The following is a 24,964-nucleotide window of genomic DNA, read 5'->3' on the forward strand; positions in this document are numbered from 1 at the left end:
CATCCTGCGATAGCGCCTCATACAATAAAACTGCCCACCCGGGGTTATCCGGGTGGGCAGTTTTATTTAGAGGAGCGATGACCACAATCGGCAGAGGTTCTCAATCACCTTGATGCGGCGCGGACGCTCAGCCCACTGGGTGTACAGCAGCTCGGTGCACTTGCTTTCGTAATCGGCCGTGACCTCCTCAAGCATGGTGACCATGGCGCGGTCGGTAATAAAGGTGGAAACCTCCATGTTGAGCGAGAAGGAGCGCGGGTCCATATTCGAGGAGCCGATGAACGCCAGGTCGTCGTCCACGAACATGAACTTGGAGTGCAGCACGGTCGGGCTGGGGTACTGCAGGATGCGCACACCCGCCTGGAGTAGCTGCTCGTAGTAGGAACGCTGCGCCATGTTGGGCAGGAACTGATCGCCCTTTTCGCACACGATCACGGTGGTTTCGATGCCGGAGTAGGCGGCGTTGGTGAGTGCCTGAAGCAGGGTTTCCTCGGGCACGAAGTAGGGCGAGCAGATGGTGATGCGCCGCTCGGCGTTGTAGATCATGTAGTTGATGAGGCGCAGGTTGTTTTCCGTCTCGAAACCGGGGCCGGAGGGCACAACCTGGGCACGCATCCCATCACCCGCATAGGGGATATCCGTGTTAATTTCGGCGAGCAGCAGCTGGTTCGTCTCGGAGTACCAATCGGAGACGAAGACGGCGTTGAGCTCTTCGACGATGGGGCCGGTGCAGGAGAACGTAAGGTCCTTCCACTGCAAACCCTTTTTGATGTTTTCGGGGGTGTCGTAGGAACGATCGATGACGTTCTGCGAGCCGGAGAAGGCGACCTGTCCATCCACGACGAGTACCTTGCGGTGGTTACGCAGGTCGGGTCGCTGCCACTTGAGCTTCCAGGGCTTAATCGGCAGCATGAGCTTCCACTGCATGCCGGACTCGTTGAGCATCTTCACGAGGTGCTTGTAGGAGGGGTACTTACGCGAGCCGATGTGGTCGATCAGCACGCGTACCTGCACTCCGCGGCGGTGGGCCGCGAAGAGGGAATCCCAGAGGACGGCGCTGGATTCGTCGTAGGCGGCGATGTAGAACTCGAAGTGCACGTATTCGGTGGCCCGGTCCACGGCCTTGGACATTTCAACCATGGCCTGGTGGTTGTCGGTGTGGAGGGTGAACTGGTTGCCGCCGACGAGGGGGAGCGAGCCGAGTGTGTAGTTGAGCTGGCTGGCTACCTTAGCGGGGTCGGAGAGGTCATCGGTGCGGGTGAGGGCCGGCTTGTTTTCGGTGGCTTCGCGAATCATATCGTTCATGGCGTGCTGCCGGGCGCGTCGGTACGCGGGCAGGCGTGAGGAACCGAAGACGAGGAAGACGAAGAATCCGGCGTAGGGGATGAAGAAGATAGCCATGAGCCAACCGAGGGCGACCACGGGCTTGCGATTGTAGGGCAGCCAGAAGAGAGCGATAAGTCGAATCAGGATATCGAGAATACCGAGGGCGAGGCGTAGCCAATCGGGCAGGAAATCGAGGTATGCGGGGGCAAATAGGTTCACCCGTCTATTATGCCGTGGCCGGTGAATTCTTGCGGGGGAGTGCGGTGGCGTCTTACGATTCAGGTCGGGGGTGCCGTTTGCAGGGGAGAGACGAAAGGCACAGAACGGCTAATTGCAATAGCGCAAATATTCACTTGAGCATCCCGTGCAGAGATGAAATAATTGCACTCATGCAGAAAAAGGAACTGAGCCTTCGAGAACGACGACGCGAACAGACCTGGCGCGCCCTCCACGAAGCGGCCCTCAAGCGCGTCCGCGAACACGGGATGCGCGGAACCACCGTTGAGGAAATTGCCCGTGAGGCCGGGGTCTCGCCCCGTACCTTCTTCAACTACTTCCCCTCCAAAGAAGACGCCGTCCTGGGCCTGCGCGAGCCGGTCGTCAGCGAAGAAATCCTTGAAACCGATCGTCTCCACGAGGACGAAAACACGATTATTCGTGTCACCCACCTGCTGTGGCAGATTATTTTCCATAGCTTCTATTACATCAAGGTCAAGAGCAACGATTTCCAGACCCACTGTCGTGAATTCCCCGACTCGGCCAAGCGCTTCAAGATGCACCACATGCGGTGCGAGCAGGTGCTCACCGAGTATCTGAACACGATTGACTGGGTTGCCTTTGACACCGCCGGCCGCCGCGGTCCCTTCCCACGCCGATCCCCGTCGGACCCGCTGACCGACCACCTGCAGGAGCGTGCCCGCGCCAAGGTGCAGCTGGCCTCGGCGGTGTTGCGTCAGCTGGAGTTTGCTCGCCACCTTGAGGATGAGGAAGAAATTAACCGCGGTATTCGACAGACGGTGAAAACCTACCAGTTCCTGCTTTTTGAGCAGGGTAGGCCTGCAATCTAGCGGCGGTTCACCGCCCTTGGCTACACACGGCTATACACGGGCTACAGAAACCCGCCTGCTGGAACCAGAACGTGGATTCTGGCGGGCACCCGCAACAGACACATATTGAACGTAACTAAGGATTATCGATGAGTACAGAGGAAAAGAACCTACCTCAGCCGCCAGCAGGCGAGGCTAAGCAGGAAAGTAAAAACCGCATCCGTGCCATGTTCTTGGGCCTGGTCATTGTGATGCTCATGTCCTCGCTGAACCAGACGATTCTGGCGCCGTCACTGCCCACAATTGTTGGTGAGCTTCACGGCGTGGAGCACATGAGCTGGGTGATTACTATTTTCATCCTGCTTTCGACGATTACGATGCCGGTCTACGGCAAGCTGTCGGACCAGTTTGGCCGTAAGCCCTTCCTGCTCTTCGCGATTATCGCCTTCATGGCGGGTTCCGTGGTTGGTGCGCTCGCGCAGGACATGAACTGGCTGATTTTTGCTCGTGCCCTGCAGGGTCTGGGCGGTGGTGGTCTGATGATTCTGTCTCAGGCCGTGATTGCCGATGTGATTCCTCCCCGCGACCGAGGCCGCTACATGGGTATTATCGGTGGCGTTTTTGCGTTCTCGTCGGTGGCTGGTCCGCTGATTGGTGGCTGGATTACTGAGGGTCCGGGTTGGCGCTGGGCGTTCTGGCTGAACCTGCCGCTGGCTATTCTGTCGATTCTTGCGGTGATTTTCTTGCTGCCGCACCGCCCGTTCCGTGAGCGTGAGAAGCACAGCATCGACTACCTTGGCTCGCTGATTCTGATGGCGGGTACGAGTGCGCTGGTGCTTGCCACGATTTGGGGCGGTAACCAGTACGAGTGGGCTTCGCCGCAGATTATTGGCCTGCTGGTCTTCTCGGTGGTTGCTGCGCTGGTGTTCATCCCGGTGGAGAACCGTGCGGCTGAGCCGGTCATGCCCATGTACCTGTTCAAGAACCGTAACTTCCTGCTGACTCTGGGCGCTTCGCTGGCGCTGGGTGTGGCGATGTTCGGTGCGGTGGAGTACATCCCGACTTACCTGCAGATGGCGCTGGGTGTGAGCGCTACGGTTGCCGGTCTGCTGATGATCCCGATGATGGGCGTCATGCTGGTGGTGTCGATTGTGACGGGCCGCGTGGTGTCGAAGACCGGTCGCTATAAGAGTTACGTGACGAGCGGTACCGCGATTGTGGCGCTGGGCCTGTTCCTGCTGTCGACCGTGAATGTTGATACCCCGACCTGGCTGTTCTGTGTGTACCTCGCGGTGATGGGTGCCGGTCTGGGTATGTCCATGCAGTTCTTGACTCTGATTGTTCAGAATGCGTTCCCGGTGAGCGTGGTTGGTACCGCGACGGCGTCGAATAACTTCTTCCGTCAGGTGGGTGCTACCGTGGGTGCCTCGCTAGTGGGTGGTCTGTTCACCTCGCGTCTGACCTCGCTGATTTCTGAGCGTATGCCGCAGCAGGCGCTGCAGTCTTCGGGTAGCCATGCGTCTTCGTCTCTGACTCCTGAGCTGGTGGCGTCTTTGCCGGAGCCGGTGCACGGCATCATTGTGAATGCGTATAACGATGCGCTGATTCCGCTGTTCCTGTACCTGGTGCCGCTGGGTCTGGTGTCTACGCTGCTTCTGTTCTTCATTCGTGAGGATGCGTTGGCGACGACCCTTGAGACTGAGCCTGCTGTTGATATTGCCCGCGCGGCGACCGGCGCGATTCCGGTAATTACTCCGGAGATGGCTGCTAAGGATGCGCAGGCTCTGAAGAGCATGCACGGCTCTGCTCGTGCTCGTATTGATGAGTCGCTGAGCTCGGAAGCTTCGCCTGATTCGGAGCCTAACGCTAAGGGCTAGGGTCTTAGCACTAGATGCGGAGGCGTTGCCTTCCTATATAAGCGGCGCCCCGGCGCGAGCAACGTGCTCGTGCCGGAGCGCCGCTTTTGGCTGTTTTGCCTTAAAGGGCGTGTTTAAGAGGTGCGCCTTAGCTTCTGCTACTGCTTTCTGAACTGTTGGCTTAGCCAGTGAATTAGTGGGTTTACGTGGTGTTTTACCCCGGTAATACCCCTATCGAAAGTGTCATAACGTCCTTATGTCGCGGAGAATGTTTCCGATGTAAAATTTTCGTAAAAATTATTAATTCACCCCTTTACCCCGGTAATTCCGGGGTATTTTTTTGCACAGTCTCCTTCCAGCCTCTGTACAGGGTGTTCTAAGGGGTGAAAGTGTCCAATGTGGGTTTGGTGGAAGTGTTGCAGGCTATATAAGATAAAGTAACTATGCTCCTAGTGACAGTCATCACGAAGCAGTGCACTGGGACAGCATGACACACATGCCTTAACACCGACATCTACACAAGGAGGGGAACCGTCCCATGTTTAGGTACATCCTCCAGCGATCGCTGACGTATCTCGTCATGGTCTTTATTACGACCACGATGGGTTACTTCGCCGCGGTTACTGCCCTGAAGCCTGCTCTGCTGGAGCAGGAAAAGGTTCCGAAGCCCAGCCCCGAGCAGGTGAACCGCAACTTCGCATCCCTGGGTCTCGATCCCGAGATGAACCCCTGGGACCGTTACGTTCAGTGGCTGACCAATGTGGTCACCAAGTTCGACTGGGGTCGTAGCCCCAACGGCGCGTACATCAACCAGGAGTTTGGCCAGCGCGTGTGGGTTTCTACCCGCCTGCTGCTGGTGGCTACCATTCTCTCGATTGTGATTGGTATTGCCCTGGGTGTGTACTCGGCAGCTCGCCAGTACAAGTTCTCTGACCGTGTTATCACCGGTTACTCCTACCTGGTCTACATCATCCCCGCTCCCGTTGCGTACTTCGTGGTGCAGCAGGGCGCGACCACTATCAACAACATTGCTGTTGCTCATGGTGGCGAGAAGATTTTCTACGTGACCGGTATTTCGACCCCGGGCCTGACGGGCTTCTGGGAGATTACCATCGATATGGCCGCACACTACATCGTGCCGACCTTCTGTATGACCATCTTCGGTTGGGCCGGCTACCAGATTGCCCAGCGTCAGTACCTGCTCGATAACGTGAACGCAGACTTCGTGCGTACCGCTCGCGCTAAGGGCCTGACCCGTAACCAGGCTATTACCCGTCACGCTCTGCGCGTGTCCTTCATTCCCGTGGCGCAGTCCATCGCCTACCAGATTCCGCTGATCTTCGCGGGTGCATTCTTCGCCGAGAGCGTGTTCGCGTGGCCCGGTATTGGTAAGTGGTCGATTGACTCCATCTCCTCGCAGGATGTGAACGCTGCGACCGTGACCCTCGCGTACGGTTCTGCACTGTTCGCTGTAGGTGCGATTATCGCTGATATCGCGACCACCATCGTTGACCCCCGAGTGAGGATCTCATGAGCCAGGTAACTGCAACTTCCTCCGTGCCGGTGGTACAGGAGAACGGTGACTTCAAGGTCATCAACAAGAACGTCATTATTCTGCGCCGCTTCCTGCGTAACAAGGCGGCTGTCTTCGGCCTCGCGGTCTTCATCGGTATGGGTCTGTTCGGCCTGTTCGGTAAGTACCTGACTAAGTACAAGCCGAACGATATTGACTACATGGCTCTGGGTGAAGGCCCGAGCGCCGACCACTGGTTCGGTACCACCATTGCTGGTAACGACGTGTTCGCCATGATGGTGGAGGCCGTGTGGACCTCCCTCGAAATCGGTGTGATCGTTGGTCTGGCAACCGTGCTGATTTCCGCAGTGTACGGCTGTGTGATGGCCTACTTCGGTGGCTGGATCGATAAGATCATGCTCTTCATCCTGGAAACCCTCATCATGGTTCCCTCTCTGCTGATTCTGGCTATCCTGATCAACGGTCAGGTTGGTAAGCAGATTCAGAAGAGCGTGCCGACCTGGATTCTGCTCTCCGCCGTGCTGATTGCCTTCGGCTGGATGGGTAGCGCCCGTGTGATTCGTGCAATGGCACAGTCCCTCATCAGCCGCGACTTCGTGAAGGCTGCACGCTACATGGGTGTGCACCCCTTCAAGATTGTGATGCGCCACCTGGTGCCGAACATCGGCTCCCTGCTGGTTCTGAACTTCACCAGCGGCATTATGAACGCTGTGCTCTCCGAGGTCGCTTACTCCTTCATCGGCATCGGTATTAAGTACCCGAACTACTCGCTGGGTTCGCTGATTTCGGATGCTTCGCAGCAGATTAACACCCTGCCGCACATGTTCTGGTTCCCGGTTCTGTTCTTCTTCCTGCTGGTTGGTCCGCTGGCCCTCATGAACGACGGTCTGCGTGACGCCTTTGACCCGACCTCCATGTCGGTCGGTAAGATCAAGAAGTCTAAGAAGAACGAGAAGAAGGAGGCGAAGAACTAATGAGCACCTCTCCCGTTCTGAGCGTTAAGGACCTCAACGTCCGATTCAACACTGAAAACGGCGTCGTGCACGCCGTGCGCGGTGTGAACTTCGACCTGTACCCGGGCAAGACCCTGGGTATCGTGGGTGAGTCCGGTTCCGGTAAATCGGTGGCTTCGATGGCCATCATGGGTCTGCACCCGACCACCGCGGACATCACCGGTTCGATTAAGTACAACGGCACCGAGCTACTGGGCCTGAGCGACAAGGAAATGTGTGCCTACCGCGGCAAGCACATCTCCATGATTTTCCAGGATCCGCTGTCCTCGCTGACCCCCGTGTACACCATTGGTGACCAGATTGCCGAGGTGCTCAAGGTTCACAACAAGGGCATGAGCAAGCAGGCCATCAAGGACCGCTCCATCGAGCTGATGCGCATGGTGGGTATTCCCTCGCCGGCCGATCGTCTGCGTTCCTTCCCGCACGAGTTCTCGGGCGGTATGCGCCAGCGCATCATGATCGCTATGGCGATTGCGAACGACCCCCGCGTGCTGATTGCTGACGAGCCCACCACCGCACTGGATGTGACCATCCAGGCGCAGGTGCTGGAGGTCATGCAGAAGGCCCAGGAGGAGACCGGCGCGGCCACCATCATGATTACCCACGACCTGGGCGTCGTGGCGGGCATGGCTGACGACATCCTGGTGATGTACGCCGGTAAGCCGGTGGAGATTGCCAAGGCCGAGGACCTGTACAAGTACCCCTCGCACCCGTACACCATCGGTCTGCTGGGTGCGGTGCCTCGCGTGGACCGCTCCGAGAAGGTTTCGCTGGTTCCGATTGAGGGTACCCCGCCGAACCTGATTAAGCCCGTGACCTGCTGCTCCTTCCGTGAGCGTTGCCCGATTGCCAAGAGCGGCGGCCAGTGCTGCCAGGACTCCAACGGTGAGCCCGATCTGCAGCCGCTCGAGGGTGTGGGCGAGGGCCACTACTCCTCCTGCACCATCTCGCAGGATCTGGTGGGTAAGACCGCGGATGAACTGTACCCGGTTCCCGAGCCTCCCGTATCCAGCTTCGACGGTATTCCGCGCGAGGAGCGCGCTCCCGTGCTGGAGGTGCGCAACGTCAAGAAGCACTTCCCGCTCATGAAGGGTGCTCTCATCAAGCGCCGCGTGGGTACCGTGAAGGCCGTGAACGGCGTGACCTTCGATATTCGCGAGGGCGAGTGCTTCTCTATCGTGGGTGAGTCCGGTTGTGGTAAGACCACCACCCTGCTGGAAATCATGGAGTTCAACAAGAACACCGACGGTGAGATTCTGATTAACGGCGTCTCCACCAAGGACGGCAAGTCCGCCGGTGAGATTCTTGCACTGCGTAAGAACCAGCAGATGGTGTTCCAGGACCCGACCGGTGCCCTGGACCCGCGCTTCACCGTCTTTGAGGTCTTGGCTGAGCCCCTGGAGAACCAGGGCATGAAGAAGTCCGAGATTAAGAAGCGCGTCGTCGAGCTGATGCGTACCGTGGGTCTGCAGCCCGACCACGTGAACCGCTTCCCGAACCAGTTCTCGGGCGGTCAGCGTCAGCGTATCGGTATCGCCCGTGCGCTGGCTGTGAACCCCAAGCTGGTGGTTCTGGATGAGCCGGTGTCGGCGCTGGATGTGTCGGTTCAGGCGGGTGTGATTAACCTGCTCGAGGAGCTGCGTGCCAACCTGGGCCTGAGCTACCTGATGGTGGCTCACGACCTTGCGGTGATTCGCCACGCCTCCGATCGCGTCGCGGTGATGTACCTGGGTCGCATCGTGGAGATTGGTGACGTCGACCGCGTGTTCGACAACCCGATCCACCCGTACACCCGTGCTCTGCTCTCGGCCATCCCGGTTCCCGATCCCGAGGTTGAGGCTAACCGCCACCGCATTATGCTGGAAGGCGATCTGCCCACCCCGGTGAACGCTCCGAAGGGTTGCGGCTTCTCGAGCCGTTGCCCGATCTTCAAGCTGCTGCCCGAGGATAAGAAGCGGCGTTGCCTGGAGGAGATGCCCGAGATTACTCACGTTGAGGGTGAGGATCACGGTTATGCTTGCTACTACCCTGAAGCCGAAGCGGCCATGGTGTAGCTCTAGAGTCGGCTGAAAAGTCGCATGTGTGCCGAGGGGCGAGTATCCATTGGATGCTCGCCCCTCGGGTTTTCTGTTCTCCACGATGTTTTGGGTCGTGGTAGCGGCCCGGGCTGTGCTTTCTTGTGTGGTTCTCGGCACTGAGGATGCACTGATGTATAAGTTAATTTCTCCTTGACAAGGCGTAACCTTTCTCAATATTCAAGATATGAATATTTATGGGAGGGCATCTGAATGGAGGGTGGGTAATAATTAACCCTAGGGGCGCGTCGCTAGGGGCGCACCCGAAGGAACACATTCATAGACCGGCACTAATTCATCGCTCACCGCACCTTTGGGTGGCGCATGAGCAGGGAATCCTTGATGCTTTCCTGCGGGATTATTGAGGGTCATACATATAAGAGGACACTCTCATGGAGAAGAATTTCATCCTGAATCGTCGTACCGTTCTCGGTGGCGCTGTAGCGCTGAGCGCTGTGGGCGTACTGGCTGCGTGCGGCTCGTCGAAGGACTCCAAGGCCACCACCCAGGGCGCAACCGCAGGCACCGATTCCAAGGAACTGTACGACATCGCTGAGACCGCTGTTTCTGAGCTGAAGGATGGCGGCACTCTGCGTCTGTCCGTGACTTCGCTCGGCCCTGACTTCAACCTCCTGGGCACCGGCGTTACCGCCTACACCCAGGCTGCTCTGAGCCCCGTATACTACAACAGTATCTGGCAGGCAGACCCCATGGGCAAGCGCACCCTGTCTCCCGAGTTTGCCAAGAGCTTCGACGTTTCCGAGGAGAACGGCGTACCCGTGGTCTCCATCGAACTGAACCCCGTGGCTAAGTTCAACGACGGTACCCCCATCGACTACAAGGCTCTGCAGGCTACCTGGAACATCCTCAAGAGCACTGACGGCGACTACAAGATCGAGACCAGCGGCATTTACTCTAGCGTTGGCTCCGTGGAGCGCGACGGTGATGACTTCAAGGTGAAGGTCACCTTCGCTAAGCCGTACTACCCGGTGAACATCCTCTTCGGTGAGATTCTGCACCCGGCTCTGCTGGACAAGAACGTCTTCAACGAGGGCTTCGTGGATAACCCGCACCCCGAGTACGCAGCAGGCCCCTTCACCATTGCAGAGGGCGGCTGGAACTCCTCCGAGAAGACCCTGACCCTGACCCGCAACGACAAGTGGTGGGGCGAGAAGCCCATTCTGGAGCGCATCGTCTTCCGTCAGATGGATTCCGCTGCTGAGCGTGCGGCGTTCAAGAACGATGAGATTGACGCTGCCCCCGCTACGGCTGCCGCAAGCTACAAGGAGCTGAAGGAAGTTGCTAACACCGAGATGCGTCGCGGTGTTCGCCTCTTCTCCGGCGGTATGATCATGAACCCCGCCCGCATGCAGGACGTTGCTCTGCGCCGCGCGGTTATGGCAGGCCTGAAGCGCGAAGCTATTTCCAAGGTACGTTTCAAGGGCCTGGACTACGAAGAGAAGCAGCCTGGTTCGATGATCCACATGCCCTTCTCCGAGTACTACCAGGACGTTTACCCGACCCCGAACAACGATGCAGCTGCTGCTTCCAAGATTCTGGAAGAGGCTGGCTACACCAAGAACGGCGAGTTCTACGAGAAGGACGGCAAGCAGGCTGCCTTCAAGTACTCCGTCTTCGGTGATGACCCCACCTCTAAGGCTGTGGGTCAGACCATCGTGCAGCAGCTGAAGGATGCCGGTATTAACGTTGAGCTCGATGCTCGCGCTGCTAGCGAATTCGGCAAGGCAATGCAGGCTAAGGATTACGACGCTACCGCATCGGGCTACGCTCTGAGCGACCCGGACGCCACCCAGGCTACCCAGCAGTTCTACCTGCGTGAGAAGCCCGAGGATGCCGGTACCGACGAGATCAACGAGCTGATCGAGAAGATGATGCTCATCTCTGATGACAAGGCACGTAACCTGGCTTGCGACGAGATTGAGAAGAAGCACATGGCCGAGGTTGCTGTGATGGTTCCGCTGTTCAATGGCCCCGAGTATAAGTTCGTGAAGAAGGGCCTGCGCAACTATGGTGTGTCCCTGTACCAGGGCAACGGTATTCACTGGGAGAAGGTTGGTTGGGCTAAGTAAGCCCTCATCCTATCGCCTACTAGGTGATTAGCCTAGAGGTATTGAAAGTGTCCACCCGGATGATCCGGGTGGACACTTTTTTGTATTTTCGAAAGGGGGCTTGGGGTGCTTCTGTATGCCGATGCAGGGGAACTAGGGTATAGCTATCCGGTGTAAACCGAAAAATTTGTGCAAATACCGGGTATTCGTAGTATGAATATTCAAAAAACACGATAAATATTAAGAAATATTGTAAAAATGCTTGGCTTTTATCTCGAGTGTGCGCTACAGTGGAGTCATACAAAGTTATGCAGTGCTCTGCATAAATAATCATTACTTCGAGGGTACGGGATACACCCGCCCGCACAAGACAGAAGGAAACCACTCCCATGACCGCCAAGACCGCATACACCGCGAGTAGCCACGAAGCGACCAAGAACAGCTTCAGCCGCCGCGCGCTCATTGGCGGTACCGCGGCTCTGGGAGCTGTAGGTCTGCTCAGTGCCTGCGGCAACGGCAGTGCAAGCTCCGAAAAGACCAAGGCAGCCGGTGCCGGTGCCAATATCGAAGACCTCTACAACATCAACGCCCAGGACGTAAGTAGCCTGAAGAAGGGCGGCACCCTGCGCCTGCCCGCCGGATCCATCGGTCCGAACTTTAACTTCTACACCCAGAGCGGTAACACCAGCGATAACGTCAATGTTATGAGCACCATCAGCCAGGCCGGCATGTGGAACCTCGACTTTGACGGTACCTACAAGCTGAACACCGACTTCGCTGTCTCCTTCGAGCACAGCAAGAAGGATGACAAGATTCAGGTTGCCGTCAAGCTCAACCCCAAGGCTGTCTTCAACGATGGCACCCCCATCACCTACAAGGCGCTCCAGTCCACCTGGAACATCTTCAAGAGCCTGGATAACGGCTACAACATTGTCACCAGTGGCATCTACGAATTCGTCGAATCCGTAGAAAAGGGCGAAGATGACTACAGCGCAACCGTCACCTTCTCCAAGCCCTTCTACCCGCTGCAGAGCCTCTTCTCTGAGATTCTGCACCCCGCACTGGAAGACGTCGAGCTCTTCAACAACGGCTTCGTGGATGCGCCCCACCCCGAGTACTGGGCTGGCCCCTTCACCCTGGCGGATAAGGGCTGGGACTCCACCGCAAAGACCTTCAGCGTGGTACCCAACGACAAGTGGTGGGGCACCAAGCCCCTGCTGGACAAGATCGTCTTTACCCAGATGGAGTCCAGCGCTGCACGTGCCGCGTTCAAGAACGACGAAATTGACGCTATCGGCGCAAGCACCTCCTCCACCTATGCCGAGGTGAAGAACATTGCGGGTACCGAACTGCGTAAGGGCACCCGCCTCTACGCCGGTGGCCTGGATATCAATCCCCGCCGCGTCAAGGATGCTGCCCTGCGTAAGGCAATCTTTGCCGGCACCAACCGTGAAGCACTCGCAAAGATTCAGTTCCAGGGTCTGCCCTACGAGGAAGCTATTCCCGGTTCGATGATTCACATGCCTTTCTCGCCCTACTACCAGGATTCTTACCCGACCCCGAATGACAGCGTTTCGGAGGCGCAGAAGATTCTGGAGGCCGCCGGCTACACCAAGAACGGCGACTACTACGAGAAGGACGGCACGAAGGCTGGTTGTGCTGTGGTGGTCTTCGGTGACGATCCGACCACCAAGGGTAAGGCTCAGACCTTCACTCAGCAGATGAAGGATGTCGGCATTGAGATCCGGATCGATCAGCACGCCGATAGTGAGTTCGCCACCATCCTGGGTAACTGGGACTACGATATTTCCTTCAGTGGCTACTCGGTCTCTGCTGACGCGACCGAGAGTACCAAGCAGTTCTACTACTCCGAGAACAACGAAGGTATCGGCAGTAAGGAAATTGACGCCCTCATCGACGCCATGACCCTCATTGAGGATGACAAGGAACGTAACCTTGCCTGCAATGAGATTGAGAAGAAGCACATGGCTGAGTTCGCCTTCCTGGGTACCATCACGAACGGTCCTGACTTTGTGATGGTCAAGAAGAATCTGGCTAACTACGGTCCGCACCTGTACAAGTCGATGGACTGGACCGCTGTGGGCTGGATGAACTCCTAGGGGTTCCTGCCCTATGAGCGGGTCGAATGTGTACGTGCACATTCGGCCCGCTTTGCTGTGCCCGCTGGCTATTTCTGGAGGCGGGGGAGGGGTGTTGCGCGAAGGGTGGTGGGGTTATGTCGATGTGGATTTAGACCCGTTGCATTAGGGCTGGGCGTAATAATTTAGAAATATTTATCGTGTTGCGCACTTGTGGTGACGTGTGTGGTGTACACTACTAAAAATATTAAATGTGGCTTAGGACATAGCTTTAGGTCACATTATTTTACATGGCTTCACCTGCCCGCCCCATCACCGCAGATAGCAGGCGCTCCCGCAGACGGAAACCCCGCCTCCAGAGCACGCGAGCCACCCACTCTACACTGCAAACACTGCATCAGCGCAGTCCACACCCACAAGGAGCCCGTCATGAGCCCCCAGCCCATCCCCTCCCTCTCCGGATTCAACCCGATCATGAGCCGCCGCGTACTGTTCGGCGGCGCAACCGCCGTCGCTGCTGCCGGCGTACTGAGCGCTTGTGGCTCCTCGTCCCCCAAGACCGAGCACAAGGCAAGCGAAACCCCGTTCTATGAAATCAACGAGCAGGATGCCTCGAAGCTCAAGCAGGGCGGTACCCTGAACCTGAGCACCTACTCCCTTGGTCCGGACTTCAACCGCTTCTCCCAGAATGGCTCGAGCACCTCCGTCTCCGAAACCATGGGCATTATCGCCGGTGCCGGCATCTGGCGCAGCACCTTCAAGGGTGAAGACGAGCTCGACCCCAACTACTGCCTCGGCTTCGAAGCTAAGGAAGTAGACGGCAAGATCACCGCAGAGGTTCGCCTGAACCCCAAGGCAGTCTTCAACGACGGCACCCCCATCGACATCGACGCTCTCAAGGCAACCTGGCAGATCCAGCGTGACCCCGAGGGCGAGTACAAGATTGGTGCAGCAGGTATCTACGAATTCATCGAAAGCGTTGAAGCTATCGATGGCGACCGCTACCACGCACGCGTTGTCCTCAAGACCGCACACAACCCCGTCAAGGGTCTGCTCTTCGGCGGAATCCTGCACCCGGCAATGCTCGACGTCACCCTCTTCAATGAAGGCTTCGTGGACAACCCCCACCCCGAGCTCGGTTGCGGCCCCTTCACCCTGGCACCCAACGGCTGGAACTCCTCCGAGAAGACCTTCACCGCAGTGCCCAACGACAAGTGGTGGGGTGACAAGCCCAAGCTGGACCGCATCGTCGTACGTGAAATGGCAGACGCTGCAGCTCGCGCGGCATACAAGAACGGCGAACTGGACGCAGTGGAAGCACGTACCCTCAGCGCCTACAACGAGATGAAGGACGTCGCGAACTCCGAAATCCGCCGCGGTCGCCGCCTCTTCGCCGGCGGCATGAACCTGAACGCACAGCACATCACTGATACCGCCGTGCGTAAGGCAATCTTCCTGGGTATCGACCGTGGTGCTCTGGCAAAGATTCGCTTCCAGGGTCTGCCCTACGAAGAAGAAGTTCCCGGCTCGATGCTTCTGCTGAGTTCCTCCCAGTACTACCGTGACAACTACCCGGCACGTAGCCCGGAGGAAGCACGCAAGGTCCTGGAGAAGGCAGGCTACACCAAGTCTGGCGACTTCTACGCGAAGGATGGCAAGACCATCACCCTGAAGCTGACTACCTTCGGTGATGACGCCACCACCAAGGGTCAGGCACAGACCTTCATTCAGAGCATGAAGGAAATCGGCATTAACTTCGAGCTCGATTCGCGTGCGCAGTCTGAATTCTCGAAGGTTGTCGGTAACCGCGAGTACGACGTGAGCATCTCGGGCTTCGGTGTGACCTCCGATCCGACCAGCGCTGCCGAGTACTTCTACTCCTCGAAGAACTGGAACGGCGTCGGCACCCCCGAAATTGACGCTATGGTCGACGAGATGGTTACCATCCTCGATGACGCTAAGCGCGCCGAGAAGTGCGACGAGATTGAGAAGAAGCACATGAGCGAGGTTTGCCTCTTCATCCCGTTCCTCAATGGCCCGGACTTCAAGGCATGTCGCCCGAAGCTCGCTAACTACGGTGCGTTCCTCTTCAAGACCATCGACTGGTCTTCGATTGGCTGGATGGCATAAGCCGCAGTTTTAAGCTCCCCGCCCCTATACGTTTTCGCAGTGTCGTATGGGGCGGGGGGCTTTTTCTTTTAGAGACAGCAGTGCGCCTTAGTAGCCCGTCGATGTGCTTTTAACCTGTAACGATTCTCAAAGCGCCGGTCGTGACGCGCTCGCATGTTGACTGGGCATAATATTTCATTTTTTAGTTTTTATACACGGGTTTCGCGAAATCATGCGGACTGAGGGTGCCATATATGCCATTTTTATACACTGTACGGTTCTTATAAGGAGTGGAGTGTGGTCTGCACCGCTTCTTTTGAGGGTATACTGTGTTTCAATCACGAAAAATGTGGGGGCTCTCACAAGGGTTGTCGACAGAGGCTTTGTTGCCACTGGATAAATTGGTGCACAACACCGTGCGCCACGCGATACGCACCCGAGCCCTCCGGCATGAGGAGAACACATGACTCATCTACGTATTAACCGCCGTACCCTGCTGACCGGCACCGTTGCCCTGGGCACCGTCGGCCTGCTCGCTGCCTGCGGTGGCGGCTCGGACAAGAAGATTAACGGCAAGGCTGCTTCGAGTACCGAGGAAATCGTTAAGAACCTCCAAATCAATAAGCAGGACCGCTCCTCCCTCAAGCAGGGTGGCGAGTTCCGTGCTAGCGTCTCCGCAATCGGCCCGAACTTCAACATTCTGACCCAGAGTGGCTACACCACCGAGAACCTCACCGCATTCGGTGGCCCCTGCAACATTCCCTCCGCTATCGGCTTCACCTCCCTGAGCCCCGCTGGCGAATACAGCCTCAACGATGACTACGTCTCCGACTACAAGGCAGAGACCGTCGACGGCGTGCAGACCATTACCTTCAAGCTCAACCCTAAGGCTGTCTTTAACGACGGCACCCCTGTTGACATTGAAGCAATCCGCGCCGCATGGACCGTCTACCGCAACCCTGAGGATGGCTACAACGTCACCGCCACTCCCTTCTGGCAGCAGGTGGCATCCATCGACCCCGTGGATGGCGACAAGACCCACGTCAAGATTGTCATGTCCAAGCCCCTGTACCCTGCCGAAACCCTCGGCCTGCTCGGTGTACACCCCGCACTGACCGATAAGGCACTCTTCAACGACGGCTTCGTGAACAAGCCTATGGATCAGTACTGGTCCGGCCCCTTCAAGATCGGCGAGTGGAACTCTTCGGCTAAGACCCTCACCCTCGTACCCAACGACAAGTGGTGGGGCGAGAAGCCGCTGCTGGATCGCATCATCTGGCGCGAAATGGGCGACGAGGCAGAGCGCGCGGCGTTCAAGAACGGTGAGCTGGACAGCATCGGCTTCGCTGGCCTGGCAACCTACAATGCCGTCAAGGATCAGCCCGGTGTCCAGATTCGCTCCGGTCAGAACGTCGGTGTCGTCAATCTGCAGTTCAACCCGACCCGCGTGACCGACACCGCCCTGCGCCGTGCAGTCTTCGCTGCGGTTGACCGCTCCCAGCTGGCTAAGGTCAAGTTCGGCCAGATTAACTGGGAAGAGCCGCTGACCGGCTCCATGATTGCTATGCCCTTCCAGAAGGGTTACCAGGACGCTATGCCCACCAACCCCGGAGCCGAGGCTGCGGCAAAGATTCTGGAAGCGGCAGGCTACTCCAAGAACGGCGATTACTACGCTAAGGACGGCAAGACCGCTGGCTTCTCCATTACCTACTTCGGTTCGGATGCCACCTCCCTGGCTCAGTTCCAGAACCTCGAGCAGCAGCTCAAGGCAGCCGGTATCAAGCTCGAGCAGGACAACCAGCCGCAGTCCCAGTTCAACTCGGTGATGGGCTCCAAGCAGTACGACTGCGCCTTCTCCGGTTGGGGTATTGGCGCTGACCCTGCAGACAGCGTTCAGTACTTCTACACCAGCGAAATCAACGAGGGCGTGGGCGATCCCGAGCTGGATAAGTACATTGCGTCCATCTACGAGCAGGAATCTCACGATGAGCAGCTGAAGATGGCTGCTGAGGCTGAGAAGCAGCACATGGAGAAGGTCGCTATCTACTTCCCGTACGGCAATGGCCCTAGCTACGCAGCTGTGAAGGAGAAGCTGGCTAACTACGGTCCTTCCCTCTTCGCAACCAGTTACACCGACCCCAAGCGCTGGGTCAATGTGGGTTGGCAGAACTAAAGCCATAGGCTAATTTTCTGGGTTCCTATTCGGTGGTTTCTGAATTTTTGGAGGCGCCGGCATAAGACTCCGGAGGGTAAAGTCCCGCGGTATTCCGCCTTAGAGGCGGGGTGCCGCGGGACTCTTTTGTTTCTCGGGGGAGGGTCGGCTGAAATTGAGGGAAGAAAAGTTTCTGCTGAAATATTTCCCGTAAAAGGTGAGGCGGGTCATGCCGTATGGGTTTTGTGTGTATACTAATCCCAATGCAAACGTGCGTTCCATCATAGATGTGCATCACGAGTATGCGGGGTGGGTTGTGTTCCCCTACCCTCAGATTGTCGAGATGGCGCCACGTTTCAACACTCATCCCGGGCCGGGAGCGCATGGTACCTCACGTGCGCATCCCGGTCCTCAGACAAGGACAGATCATGACCACTTTCACCCTCAACCGCCGCGCCCTGCTCACCGGCACCGTCGCCCTGGGCACCGTAGGCCTGCTCGCAGCCTGCGGCGGCAACTCCTCCAAGACCGAAACCAGCGCTCTCTCCGCCGGCGACGACCTCTCAAAGGCAGTCTCCTACAACGAGAAGGACCGCTCCGCCCTCAAGGATGGCGGCGAACTGCGCCTGAGCGCTGACGGCATCGGCCCGAACTTCAACATCCTCAACACCAACGGCTACACCGCCGGCAACCTGAACATTCAGGCAGCCATCAACTCCGCCTTCACCGGCGGCTTCTACGCCGACTTCCGCGGCGAGTCGCACATGAACGAGGACTACGTCACTGAGTACAAGGCGCAGACCGTTGACGGCGTGCAGACCGTGACCTTCAAGATCAACCCCAAGGCAGCCTTCAACGACGGTACCCCCATCGACGTGAACGCCGTCAAGAGCTACCAGACCATCTACACCGCCGCGGCATCCGGTTCGGACTACCAGATCACCCCCTCGCCCATCTGGGAGCAGGTCGCAAGCGTCGAGGCAGTGGACGGCGATACCCGCCACGTGAAGGTCACCATGTCCAAGCCCTGGTACCCCATCGAAGGCAGCTTCACCTCGTTCCTGCACCCGGCATTCGCCGACCCCAAATTCTTCAACGACGGCCTGAACGACAAGCCCCTCGACCAGTACTGGGCAGGCCCCTTCAAGGTCGGCGAGTGGAACTCCTCCTCCAAGGTGCTCACCGTCGTCCGCAACGACAAGTGGTGGGGCACCAAGCCCGCCCTCGAGCGCATCACCTGGCGTGAAATGAGCTCCCAGGCAGAGCAGGCAGCCTACAAGAACAACGAAATCGACTACGTGGACGCCAGCACCCTCAGCTCCTACAACGAGCTCTCCGGCGTGGCAAACACCGACATTCGCAAGGGTAGCGCTCTCAGCGTGGGCAACTACGAAATCAACCCCGAAAAGGTGCCCCTGCCCGTCCGCCGCGCATTCGTTGCAGCCCTCAACCGTGAGCAGCTGCAGAAGCTGCGCTACGAGAAGCTCGGCTGGAAGGAAACCCTGCCCGGCTCCATGTGCATGCTGCCCATGCAGGAAGGCTACCAGGACAACTACCCGACCAAGCTCGGCAAGGATGTCGCCACCAAGATCCTTGAGGATGCGGGCTACACCAAGTCCGGTGACTACTACACCAAGGACGGCGCTAAGGTCTCCTACCCGGTTATCACCTTCGGTAGCGACCCGGTTGTCAGCTCCACCGCCCAGTTCCTGGTGCAGCAGATGAAGGAGATTGGCATCGAGCTGACCATCGAGAACCACGGTGCCTCCGAAATGTCGAGCATCATCTCCTCGAAGAACTTCGCGATTAAGACCGGCGGTTACGGCATCACCACCTCTCCGGTGGATGCAGCGAACTACTTCTACATCTCCGAGACCAACAACGGTCACGGCAAGGACCTGGACTCGCTCGCAGCCACCATGATGTCCACCGAGGACCCGAAGGAACAGCTCAAGATCATGAACGAGCTGGAGAAGCGCCACCTGGACGAGGTCGCCATCTACGTGCCCACCCACAACGGCCCGAACTTCAAGGCGTGCCGTAAGGGCCTGGCGAACTACGGCCCCATGCTCTTCGGTCTGCCCTACTACAACCCGAACGTATGGATCAACGTCGGTTGGGAGAAGTAAAAATCTAAGCGTTGAGCACCGCTCACACACTCCATAAGGGGTAAAAGCGCTACAGCGGCGTGTTACAGAAGGATTAAAACCTTCTGGAGCACGCCGCTTTCCCGTTCCTCAGAGATTTGCACGGATATACTTAAAACAAATGCGGGCATTCTGCCTGCGACCCCGGCAGAGACTGTCCTCCCGCCGGGTTGGAGCGTTAGTTGCGCACCGTTCGCGCGCCGCCTCCACAACACTGCGAATACTCTAGGAGAAATTCCATGAAGAGCATGTCTGTCTCTCGCCGTACCCTCCTGACCGGCACCGTTGCCCTCGGCACCGTTGGTCTACTGGCTGCCTGCGGCAGCTCGAAGGAAAAGGTTGGCGGTAGTGCCGCTAACAACGCTGAAGATATTCTGAAGAACCTTCAGGTCAACAAGCAGGACCGTTCCTCCCTCAAGCAGGGCGGCACCCTGACTCTCGCGGCTACCGCCCTGGGCCCGAACTTCAACCTGCAGACCCAGAGCGGCTACACCTCCAGCAACCTGGACGCCCTGGCACCCTGCAACATTCCCGCCGTGATGGGCTTCTACACCATGAGCCCCGACGGCGAAGGTACCCTCAACCCCGAGTTCTGCACCGAGCACAAGACCGAGACCGTCGATGGCGTGCAGACCGCGACCTTCAAGATCAACCCCAAGGCTGCCTTCAACGACGGCACCCCCATGGACGTGAACGCTGTTCGCGCCATGTGGAAGGTCTACAGCGCAGTCACCGACAACCCCTACCACATCACCGATAACCAGATGTGGCAGCAGGTGGAAAGCATCGAGGCAGTGGACGGCGACGACCGCCACGTCAAGGTCACCATGAAGACCCCGTACTACCCCTCCGAGGGTCTGTGCGCCTTCGCAATTCACCCTGCTCTGGAAGACGTCAACCTCTTCAATGACGGCTTTGTCGACAAGCCCCTCGACCAGTACTGGGCAGGCCCCTTCAAGATTGGTGAGTGGAACTCCTCCCAGAAGGTGCTCACCCTGGTCAAGAACGACAAGTGGTGGGGCACCCCGGCTCTGCTGGATCGCATTATCTGGCGCCAGATGGACTCCGATGCAATCCGTGCAAGCTTCAAGAACGGCGAACTGGACGCCTTCACCTTCGTGGGTGCAACCAGCTACAACGCTGTGAAGGGTCAGGCAGGTACCGAGATTCGCCAGAGCCAGAACACCAACGTCAACATTATTCAGCTGAACCCCAAGCGCATCGAGGACCTGGCACTGCGCCGCGCAATCCTCGCAGCTGTGGACCGTGAGCAGATCGCTAAGGCATACTTCTCGCAGCTCGGCTGGACCGAGCCGCTGCCCGGCTCCATCATCGCAATGCCGTTCCAGAAGGGCTACCAGAACAACTACGCTGGTGACACCGGTGCACAGGCAGCTGGCAAGATTCTGGAGGCCGCAGGCTACTCCAAGTCCGGCGACTACTACGCTAAGGGCGGCAAGACTGCCAGCTTCGCCCTGACCTCCTTCGGTTCCGAGGCTGTCTACCAGGCTGTCTACCAGATCCTGGAGCAGCAGCTGAAGTCTGCAGGTATCCGCCTGACCTCCGACAACCAGCCGCAGTCGAACTCCAACTCCGTGCTCGGCCAGAAGAGCTACGAAGCAATCTTCACCGGTTGGGGCGTTCTGCCCGACCTGGCATCCTCGGCACCCTACTTCTTCACCACCGAGGTGTTCGGAGTCGGTGACCCCGAGGTTGATAAGCTCATCGAGAAGCTGCAGAACACCGAGAACGAGGACGAGCGCATCAAGATCGCCAACGAGGCGGAGAAGCTCTACTACGAGAAGGTCGCTGTGTACCTGCCCTACGGTAACGGCCCGATGTACGCCGCTGTGAAGGCAAAGGTTGCGAACTACGGTCCGTCCCTGTTCAAGCAGAGCTACACCAGCGCTGACTACTGGGTCAACGTCGGCTGGCAGGAATAGAGTAGGCGAGAGTAATACCGTTTCAGGTAATGCTCTAGTCATCCTGTAGGACTCAAAATCCCGGGTACTCTCACAAGAGAGTGCCCGGGATTTTTCTGTTCCCCTTGTTCTGTGTCCTTCAGCGGGACACGTTAGCGGGATATGTAATTACAAAAACTGGGGGAGGGGAGTGCCGCCCTAACCGGTTGCTACCACTCGCCCATGTACAGGGAACGCTCCTGCAGGTACCTCAACAGGTTCGGGTTCTGCCGCAGATAGAAGATGCGGTAAATGCCGCCTCCAACGACGATAAACGCCAGCGGGAAACCTAAAATCACGAGCACACGGCTCATATTAGCTGGCAAATCAAAAGGAGCGCCGCTGGTTGCGACCAGCACAATCCACAGAGAATATCCAGCGCAAGCTATCGGGGTACCCCACATTCCGCGCACCAGCCAGCTCACCAGCGTCACCGCAATGACCCACGCGAGTGCCAACGTGAACTGATGCCGCTCCGCGTGAGCCCAGGGGAGAGCCCCCACGAAGATAATTGCGGGGATGCCGAGGTAACCGGGGATATTCAGTGAGGCAAGAATGTTTACGCAAAAGTAGCCCAGGAAAATAGCGCTCAACGACGAAGACAGGAACAGGTGCAGGGGTATCGTGCCGTCGCCACTATAGGCTGCGGTGGGGCCTGCATACACGGTTTCAAACATGAGGGTTAGCGGAGTCATCATGTATTCAATCCAGACCACCAGCGCAAACGCACCGAAAATGCCGAGAGCCTGCATCAGCGCAATCAGCCGTGAACGCGCATCGTGAGGAATGGTGAAGCTCTGGCCCTTCGCCTTGACGCCGCAGAGATGAACGACAGCCACCATTGCCGCGATGCACAGTACCCAGCGCACGAGGACCCCCGGCAGCTCAGGAAGACCTCCATAAGCCCCCGTAGCGGGGTCGCCCCAGGCTCCGGGGAGCAGCGTAATAGCGTGAGTACCCTCGGGGAGGCTGGTGGAGGAAGCAAGCCGGTGCGGCTCGTAGATAACCCACCACAGAAGGCACGCTGGAATCAGCGCGGAGAGCTTACGCAACAGAACCGGAAACGGCGCGGACTCGTAGACGAGCGCCTCAAGATTGAGCCGGCGCATCAGCCGTCGAACAGGAGAAAGAGCATGCAACTCTTTTTGCTGCTCTTCCCACACCCCGGTATCCCATGTCCTAGTATCAGAAGACATCATCGTACTCCCTATCACGTGAGAACTTCCTTGTTGAGCTTATTATCACATTAGCAGAAATACCCCCCCCGGCCAGTGCCTAAACCCCAGCAAACCCGGCCCAAAGACTCAGCACATCAGGAAGCAGGGCATAAGGGAAAGGGAGCATAAGGAAAGGGGCCCCACCACAATGGTGGGGCCCCTTAGAGCCTCAGAAAGCGAACTACTTAGTGGTCACCTTCAGGACGGTGCTCAGGTTCTGGTGAGCAACGCCCGGCAGGCCCTTCACCTCAGCAAACTTGCGGGTGTTGGTGACAATCACCGGGGTAATCAGCGGGTAACCCGCCTCCTTGATAACCTCGGGATCGAACTCAATCAGAGTGTCGCCGGCGGCAACAACATCGCCCTTGGCAACCTTCACGCTGAAGCCCTTACCGTCAAGGTTCACGGTATCCAGACCAACGTGAATCAGCAGCTCAATGCCGTTCTCCAGCTTCAGGCCCACAGCGTGGCCCGAGGGGTAGGTTGCGGCAACCTTACCGGCTGCGGGAGCAGCAACAGTGGTACCGGTCGGCTCAATCGCCACACCCTCGCCCAGCTTGCCAGCCGCGAAAATCGGGTCCGGAACATCGGCCAGAGCAACGGCGGTACCCTCAATCGGGGCGTGCAGCTCAATGACCTCACCGGCTGCAGCGGGAGCCGCGGCGGCGGCCTCAGCCTTGGGAGCCTCCTCGGCCTTCTTCTCTACCTTCTTCTCGGCGGGAGCAGCGGCAGCCTCTTCCTTCGCGCGCTGAGCGGCGTGCTTAGCGGCGTCGTCCTTCGACTCGTAACCGAAGACCAGCACACCGGCCATCGCGCCGAAGAAGGCAATAGCCAGGCCAATCACGTACAGGTACGAGGGCTGCATAGCCGGAATCGACAGCAGCGAGGTGAACGCAAAGGCGTAGGACTTAACGCCCAACATCGAAATGGTCGCACCACCGATCACGGCGGGAACCAGAATAATCGGAATCACGCGCTTGTAGCGGAGTACCACACCGTACATGGACGGCTCAGAAATACCGCCCAGCAGACCGGACATCGACGCACCGATAGCGGTCTGGCGTAGCTCGCGGTCCTTCTTGGCGCGGATAGCCACACCGGTCACCAGGCCGAACACGGCGAAGTTGTACGCACCCATGGGGGACTGGATGAAGTCGGTACCCATGGTCTGCAGGTTGTTAATCATCACGGCGTTCAGCGGCCAGTGCAGGCCCAGCGGAACCATGAACAGGTACAGGCCGGCAATCAGGGCGCCCACAACACCGGGAGCCACATCGTTAATCATCTTCAGGAAGTCAGAGATTCCCATAGCCACACCGATACCGATCGGGCCCACCAGGAACACGGTCAGCGGCACCAGGATCATCACCGAAATCATCGGCACGAACACCATCTGCAGCATCGAAGGAATAACCTTCTTCAGGAAGCGCTCAAGCGGAGCCAGCAGAGCAACAGCCAGCAGCGGCGGGAAGACCTGGCCGGTGTAGCTGAACGCGTACAGCGGCAGATCCAGACCGAAGAACGGAACGTTCAGAACCTTGGTTGCGGGATCAGCCAGAGCGGTCAGATCGGTGAAGGTACCGGTCATCAGCGCAGCGGGGATAGCCGCACCAACCCACATGTTCGCGCCCAGACGCTTAGCAGCGGTAGCACCCAGCATAATGGGCATGAAGTTCAGCACCGACAGCGAAGCAGCCTTCAGGATGTACCAGAAAGCAAACTGATGCATCCACTGGTTGTTCAGAGCGGTAGCGGCTTCCTTATCAGCCACGCGAGCACCGTTGACGATGTCCACGTTCACAACCTGACCGGTCAGGTCGGTGTACTGGCCGAAGAAGCCCAGCTGCTGCAGGAACACGATGAGGGTCAGAATCATCGAGGTACCCAGCAGGGCCCACAGCAGCGGACGGAAGGAGTCAGACAGAACGTCGAAGACGTTGGTGAGCCACCCGGCCTTCTTGCCGTTAGACTCTGCCGGAGCCTCGCTCTCAGCCTGCTTCGACATGGAGGGCAGCGCGTTAATCTCGTTGTACACGGCCTCAACACGGTCACCCAGCACCACCTGGGTCTGGCCGGACTGCTCAATCACGGTGAGCACGCCGGGCAGGGACTTAATCTTCTCGTTCTGCACGGCCTCGTTCGACACGGGGGTCACACGCAGGCGGGTCGCGCAGTGCGTCATGTGCGAGATGTTCTCGGGGCCGCCGAGGCCGTCGAGAATCTTCTCGCCAAGTTCGCGGTTGTTCACGATACTTCCTTAGATATGCGGTCAAAGTCTATGCACAGGGTGAAATCTGGACGGCCGGGTGGGGGTGGGAAAACAGCCGCGCTACGCGCAAAAGCTTCCCAAAAACACAAAA

General features: G+C 58.1%; 14 protein-coding genes. 11 read left to right on the top strand and 3 right to left on the bottom strand.

The genetic code is table 11. From position 1 onward, the window contains the following. Window positions 1–66: 66 nt before the first annotated feature. Window positions 67–1,545, bottom strand: coding sequence for a cardiolipin synthase (cls, locus tag ADJ95_RS07130; RefSeq protein WP_049333946.1), 1,479 nt, complete (start codon window positions 1,543–1,545; stop codon window positions 67–69). Window positions 1,546–1,715: 170 nt separating this feature from the next. Here cls and ADJ95_RS07135 point away from each other — a divergent pair, with 170 nt between their 5' ends. The 11 genes from ADJ95_RS07135 to ADJ95_RS07185 all read left to right on the top strand — a co-directional run bounded on the left by ADJ95_RS07135 (window position 1,716) and on the right by ADJ95_RS07185 (window position 21,369). After that, a complete protein-coding gene (locus ADJ95_RS07135; protein WP_049333947.1) occupies window positions 1,716–2,393 on the top strand; it encodes a TetR/AcrR family transcriptional regulator in 678 nt (225 codons plus the stop codon). Window positions 2,394–2,521: 128 nt separating this feature from the next. Further along, complete coding sequence (locus ADJ95_RS07140; RefSeq protein WP_049333948.1) at window positions 2,522–4,249, top strand: MDR family MFS transporter; 1,728 nt, start codon at window positions 2,522–2,524, stop codon at window positions 4,247–4,249. A gap of 517 nt (window positions 4,250–4,766) precedes the next feature. Further along, window positions 4,767–5,762, top strand: a complete 996-nt coding sequence (locus ADJ95_RS07145; RefSeq protein WP_049333949.1) for an ABC transporter permease — start codon at window positions 4,767–4,769, stop codon at window positions 5,760–5,762. Further along, on the top strand, window positions 5,759–6,736 hold the full coding sequence (locus ADJ95_RS07150) for an ABC transporter permease (protein WP_049333950.1): 978 nt from the start codon (window positions 5,759–5,761) through the stop codon (window positions 6,734–6,736). The genes ADJ95_RS07145 and ADJ95_RS07150 overlap by 4 nt, the downstream gene beginning before the upstream one ends. Then, window positions 6,736–8,829 (top strand): ABC transporter ATP-binding protein, encoded by a 2,094-nt coding sequence (locus ADJ95_RS07155; RefSeq protein ID WP_049333951.1) that lies wholly within the window; start codon window positions 6,736–6,738, stop codon window positions 8,827–8,829. The genes ADJ95_RS07150 and ADJ95_RS07155 overlap by 1 nt, the downstream gene beginning before the upstream one ends. A 413-nt stretch (window positions 8,830–9,242) precedes the next feature. Then, window positions 9,243–10,940, top strand: coding sequence for an ABC transporter family substrate-binding protein (locus tag ADJ95_RS07160; RefSeq protein ID WP_049333952.1), 1,698 nt, complete (start codon window positions 9,243–9,245; stop codon window positions 10,938–10,940). A gap of 368 nt (window positions 10,941–11,308) precedes the next feature. Further along, the gene (locus ADJ95_RS07165) at window positions 11,309–13,039 is read left to right on the top strand and encodes an ABC transporter family substrate-binding protein (protein WP_049333953.1); all 1,731 of its coding nucleotides are present in this window, start codon (window positions 11,309–11,311) and stop codon (window positions 13,037–13,039) included. Between the two features lie 408 nt (window positions 13,040–13,447). Beyond that, on the top strand, window positions 13,448–15,148 hold the full coding sequence (locus ADJ95_RS07170; protein ID WP_049333954.1) for an ABC transporter family substrate-binding protein: 1,701 nt from the start codon (window positions 13,448–13,450) through the stop codon (window positions 15,146–15,148). Window positions 15,149–15,590: 442 nt separating this feature from the next. Continuing rightward, window positions 15,591–17,300, top strand: a complete 1,710-nt coding sequence (locus ADJ95_RS07175) for an ABC transporter family substrate-binding protein (protein WP_049333955.1) — start codon at window positions 15,591–15,593, stop codon at window positions 17,298–17,300. A 407-nt stretch (window positions 17,301–17,707) separates the two neighbouring features. Beyond that, window positions 17,708–19,408, top strand: coding sequence for an ABC transporter family substrate-binding protein (locus ADJ95_RS07180; RefSeq protein WP_049333956.1), 1,701 nt, complete (start codon window positions 17,708–17,710; stop codon window positions 19,406–19,408). A 257-nt stretch (window positions 19,409–19,665) separates the two neighbouring features. Then, window positions 19,666–21,369, top strand: a complete 1,704-nt coding sequence (locus ADJ95_RS07185; protein ID WP_049333957.1) for an ABC transporter family substrate-binding protein — start codon at window positions 19,666–19,668, stop codon at window positions 21,367–21,369. A gap of 188 nt (window positions 21,370–21,557) precedes the next feature. Here the strand turns inward: ADJ95_RS07185 and ADJ95_RS07190 are convergent, their stop codons facing one another. Both ADJ95_RS07190 and ADJ95_RS07195 read right to left on the bottom strand, forming a co-directional pair. After that, the gene (locus ADJ95_RS07190) at window positions 21,558–22,496 is read right to left on the bottom strand and encodes a dihydrodipicolinate synthase (RefSeq protein WP_239662818.1); all 939 of its coding nucleotides are present in this window, start codon (window positions 22,494–22,496) and stop codon (window positions 21,558–21,560) included. A 289-nt stretch (window positions 22,497–22,785) separates the two neighbouring features. Beyond that, window positions 22,786–24,852, bottom strand: a complete 2,067-nt coding sequence (locus ADJ95_RS07195; RefSeq protein WP_049333958.1) for a glucose PTS transporter subunit IIA — start codon at window positions 24,850–24,852, stop codon at window positions 22,786–22,788. Window positions 24,853–24,964 lie beyond the last annotated feature (112 nt).

Source organism: Rothia mucilaginosa, assembly GCF_001061665.1.
GTDB lineage: Bacteria > Actinomycetota > Actinomycetes > Actinomycetales > Micrococcaceae > Rothia > Rothia mucilaginosa_A.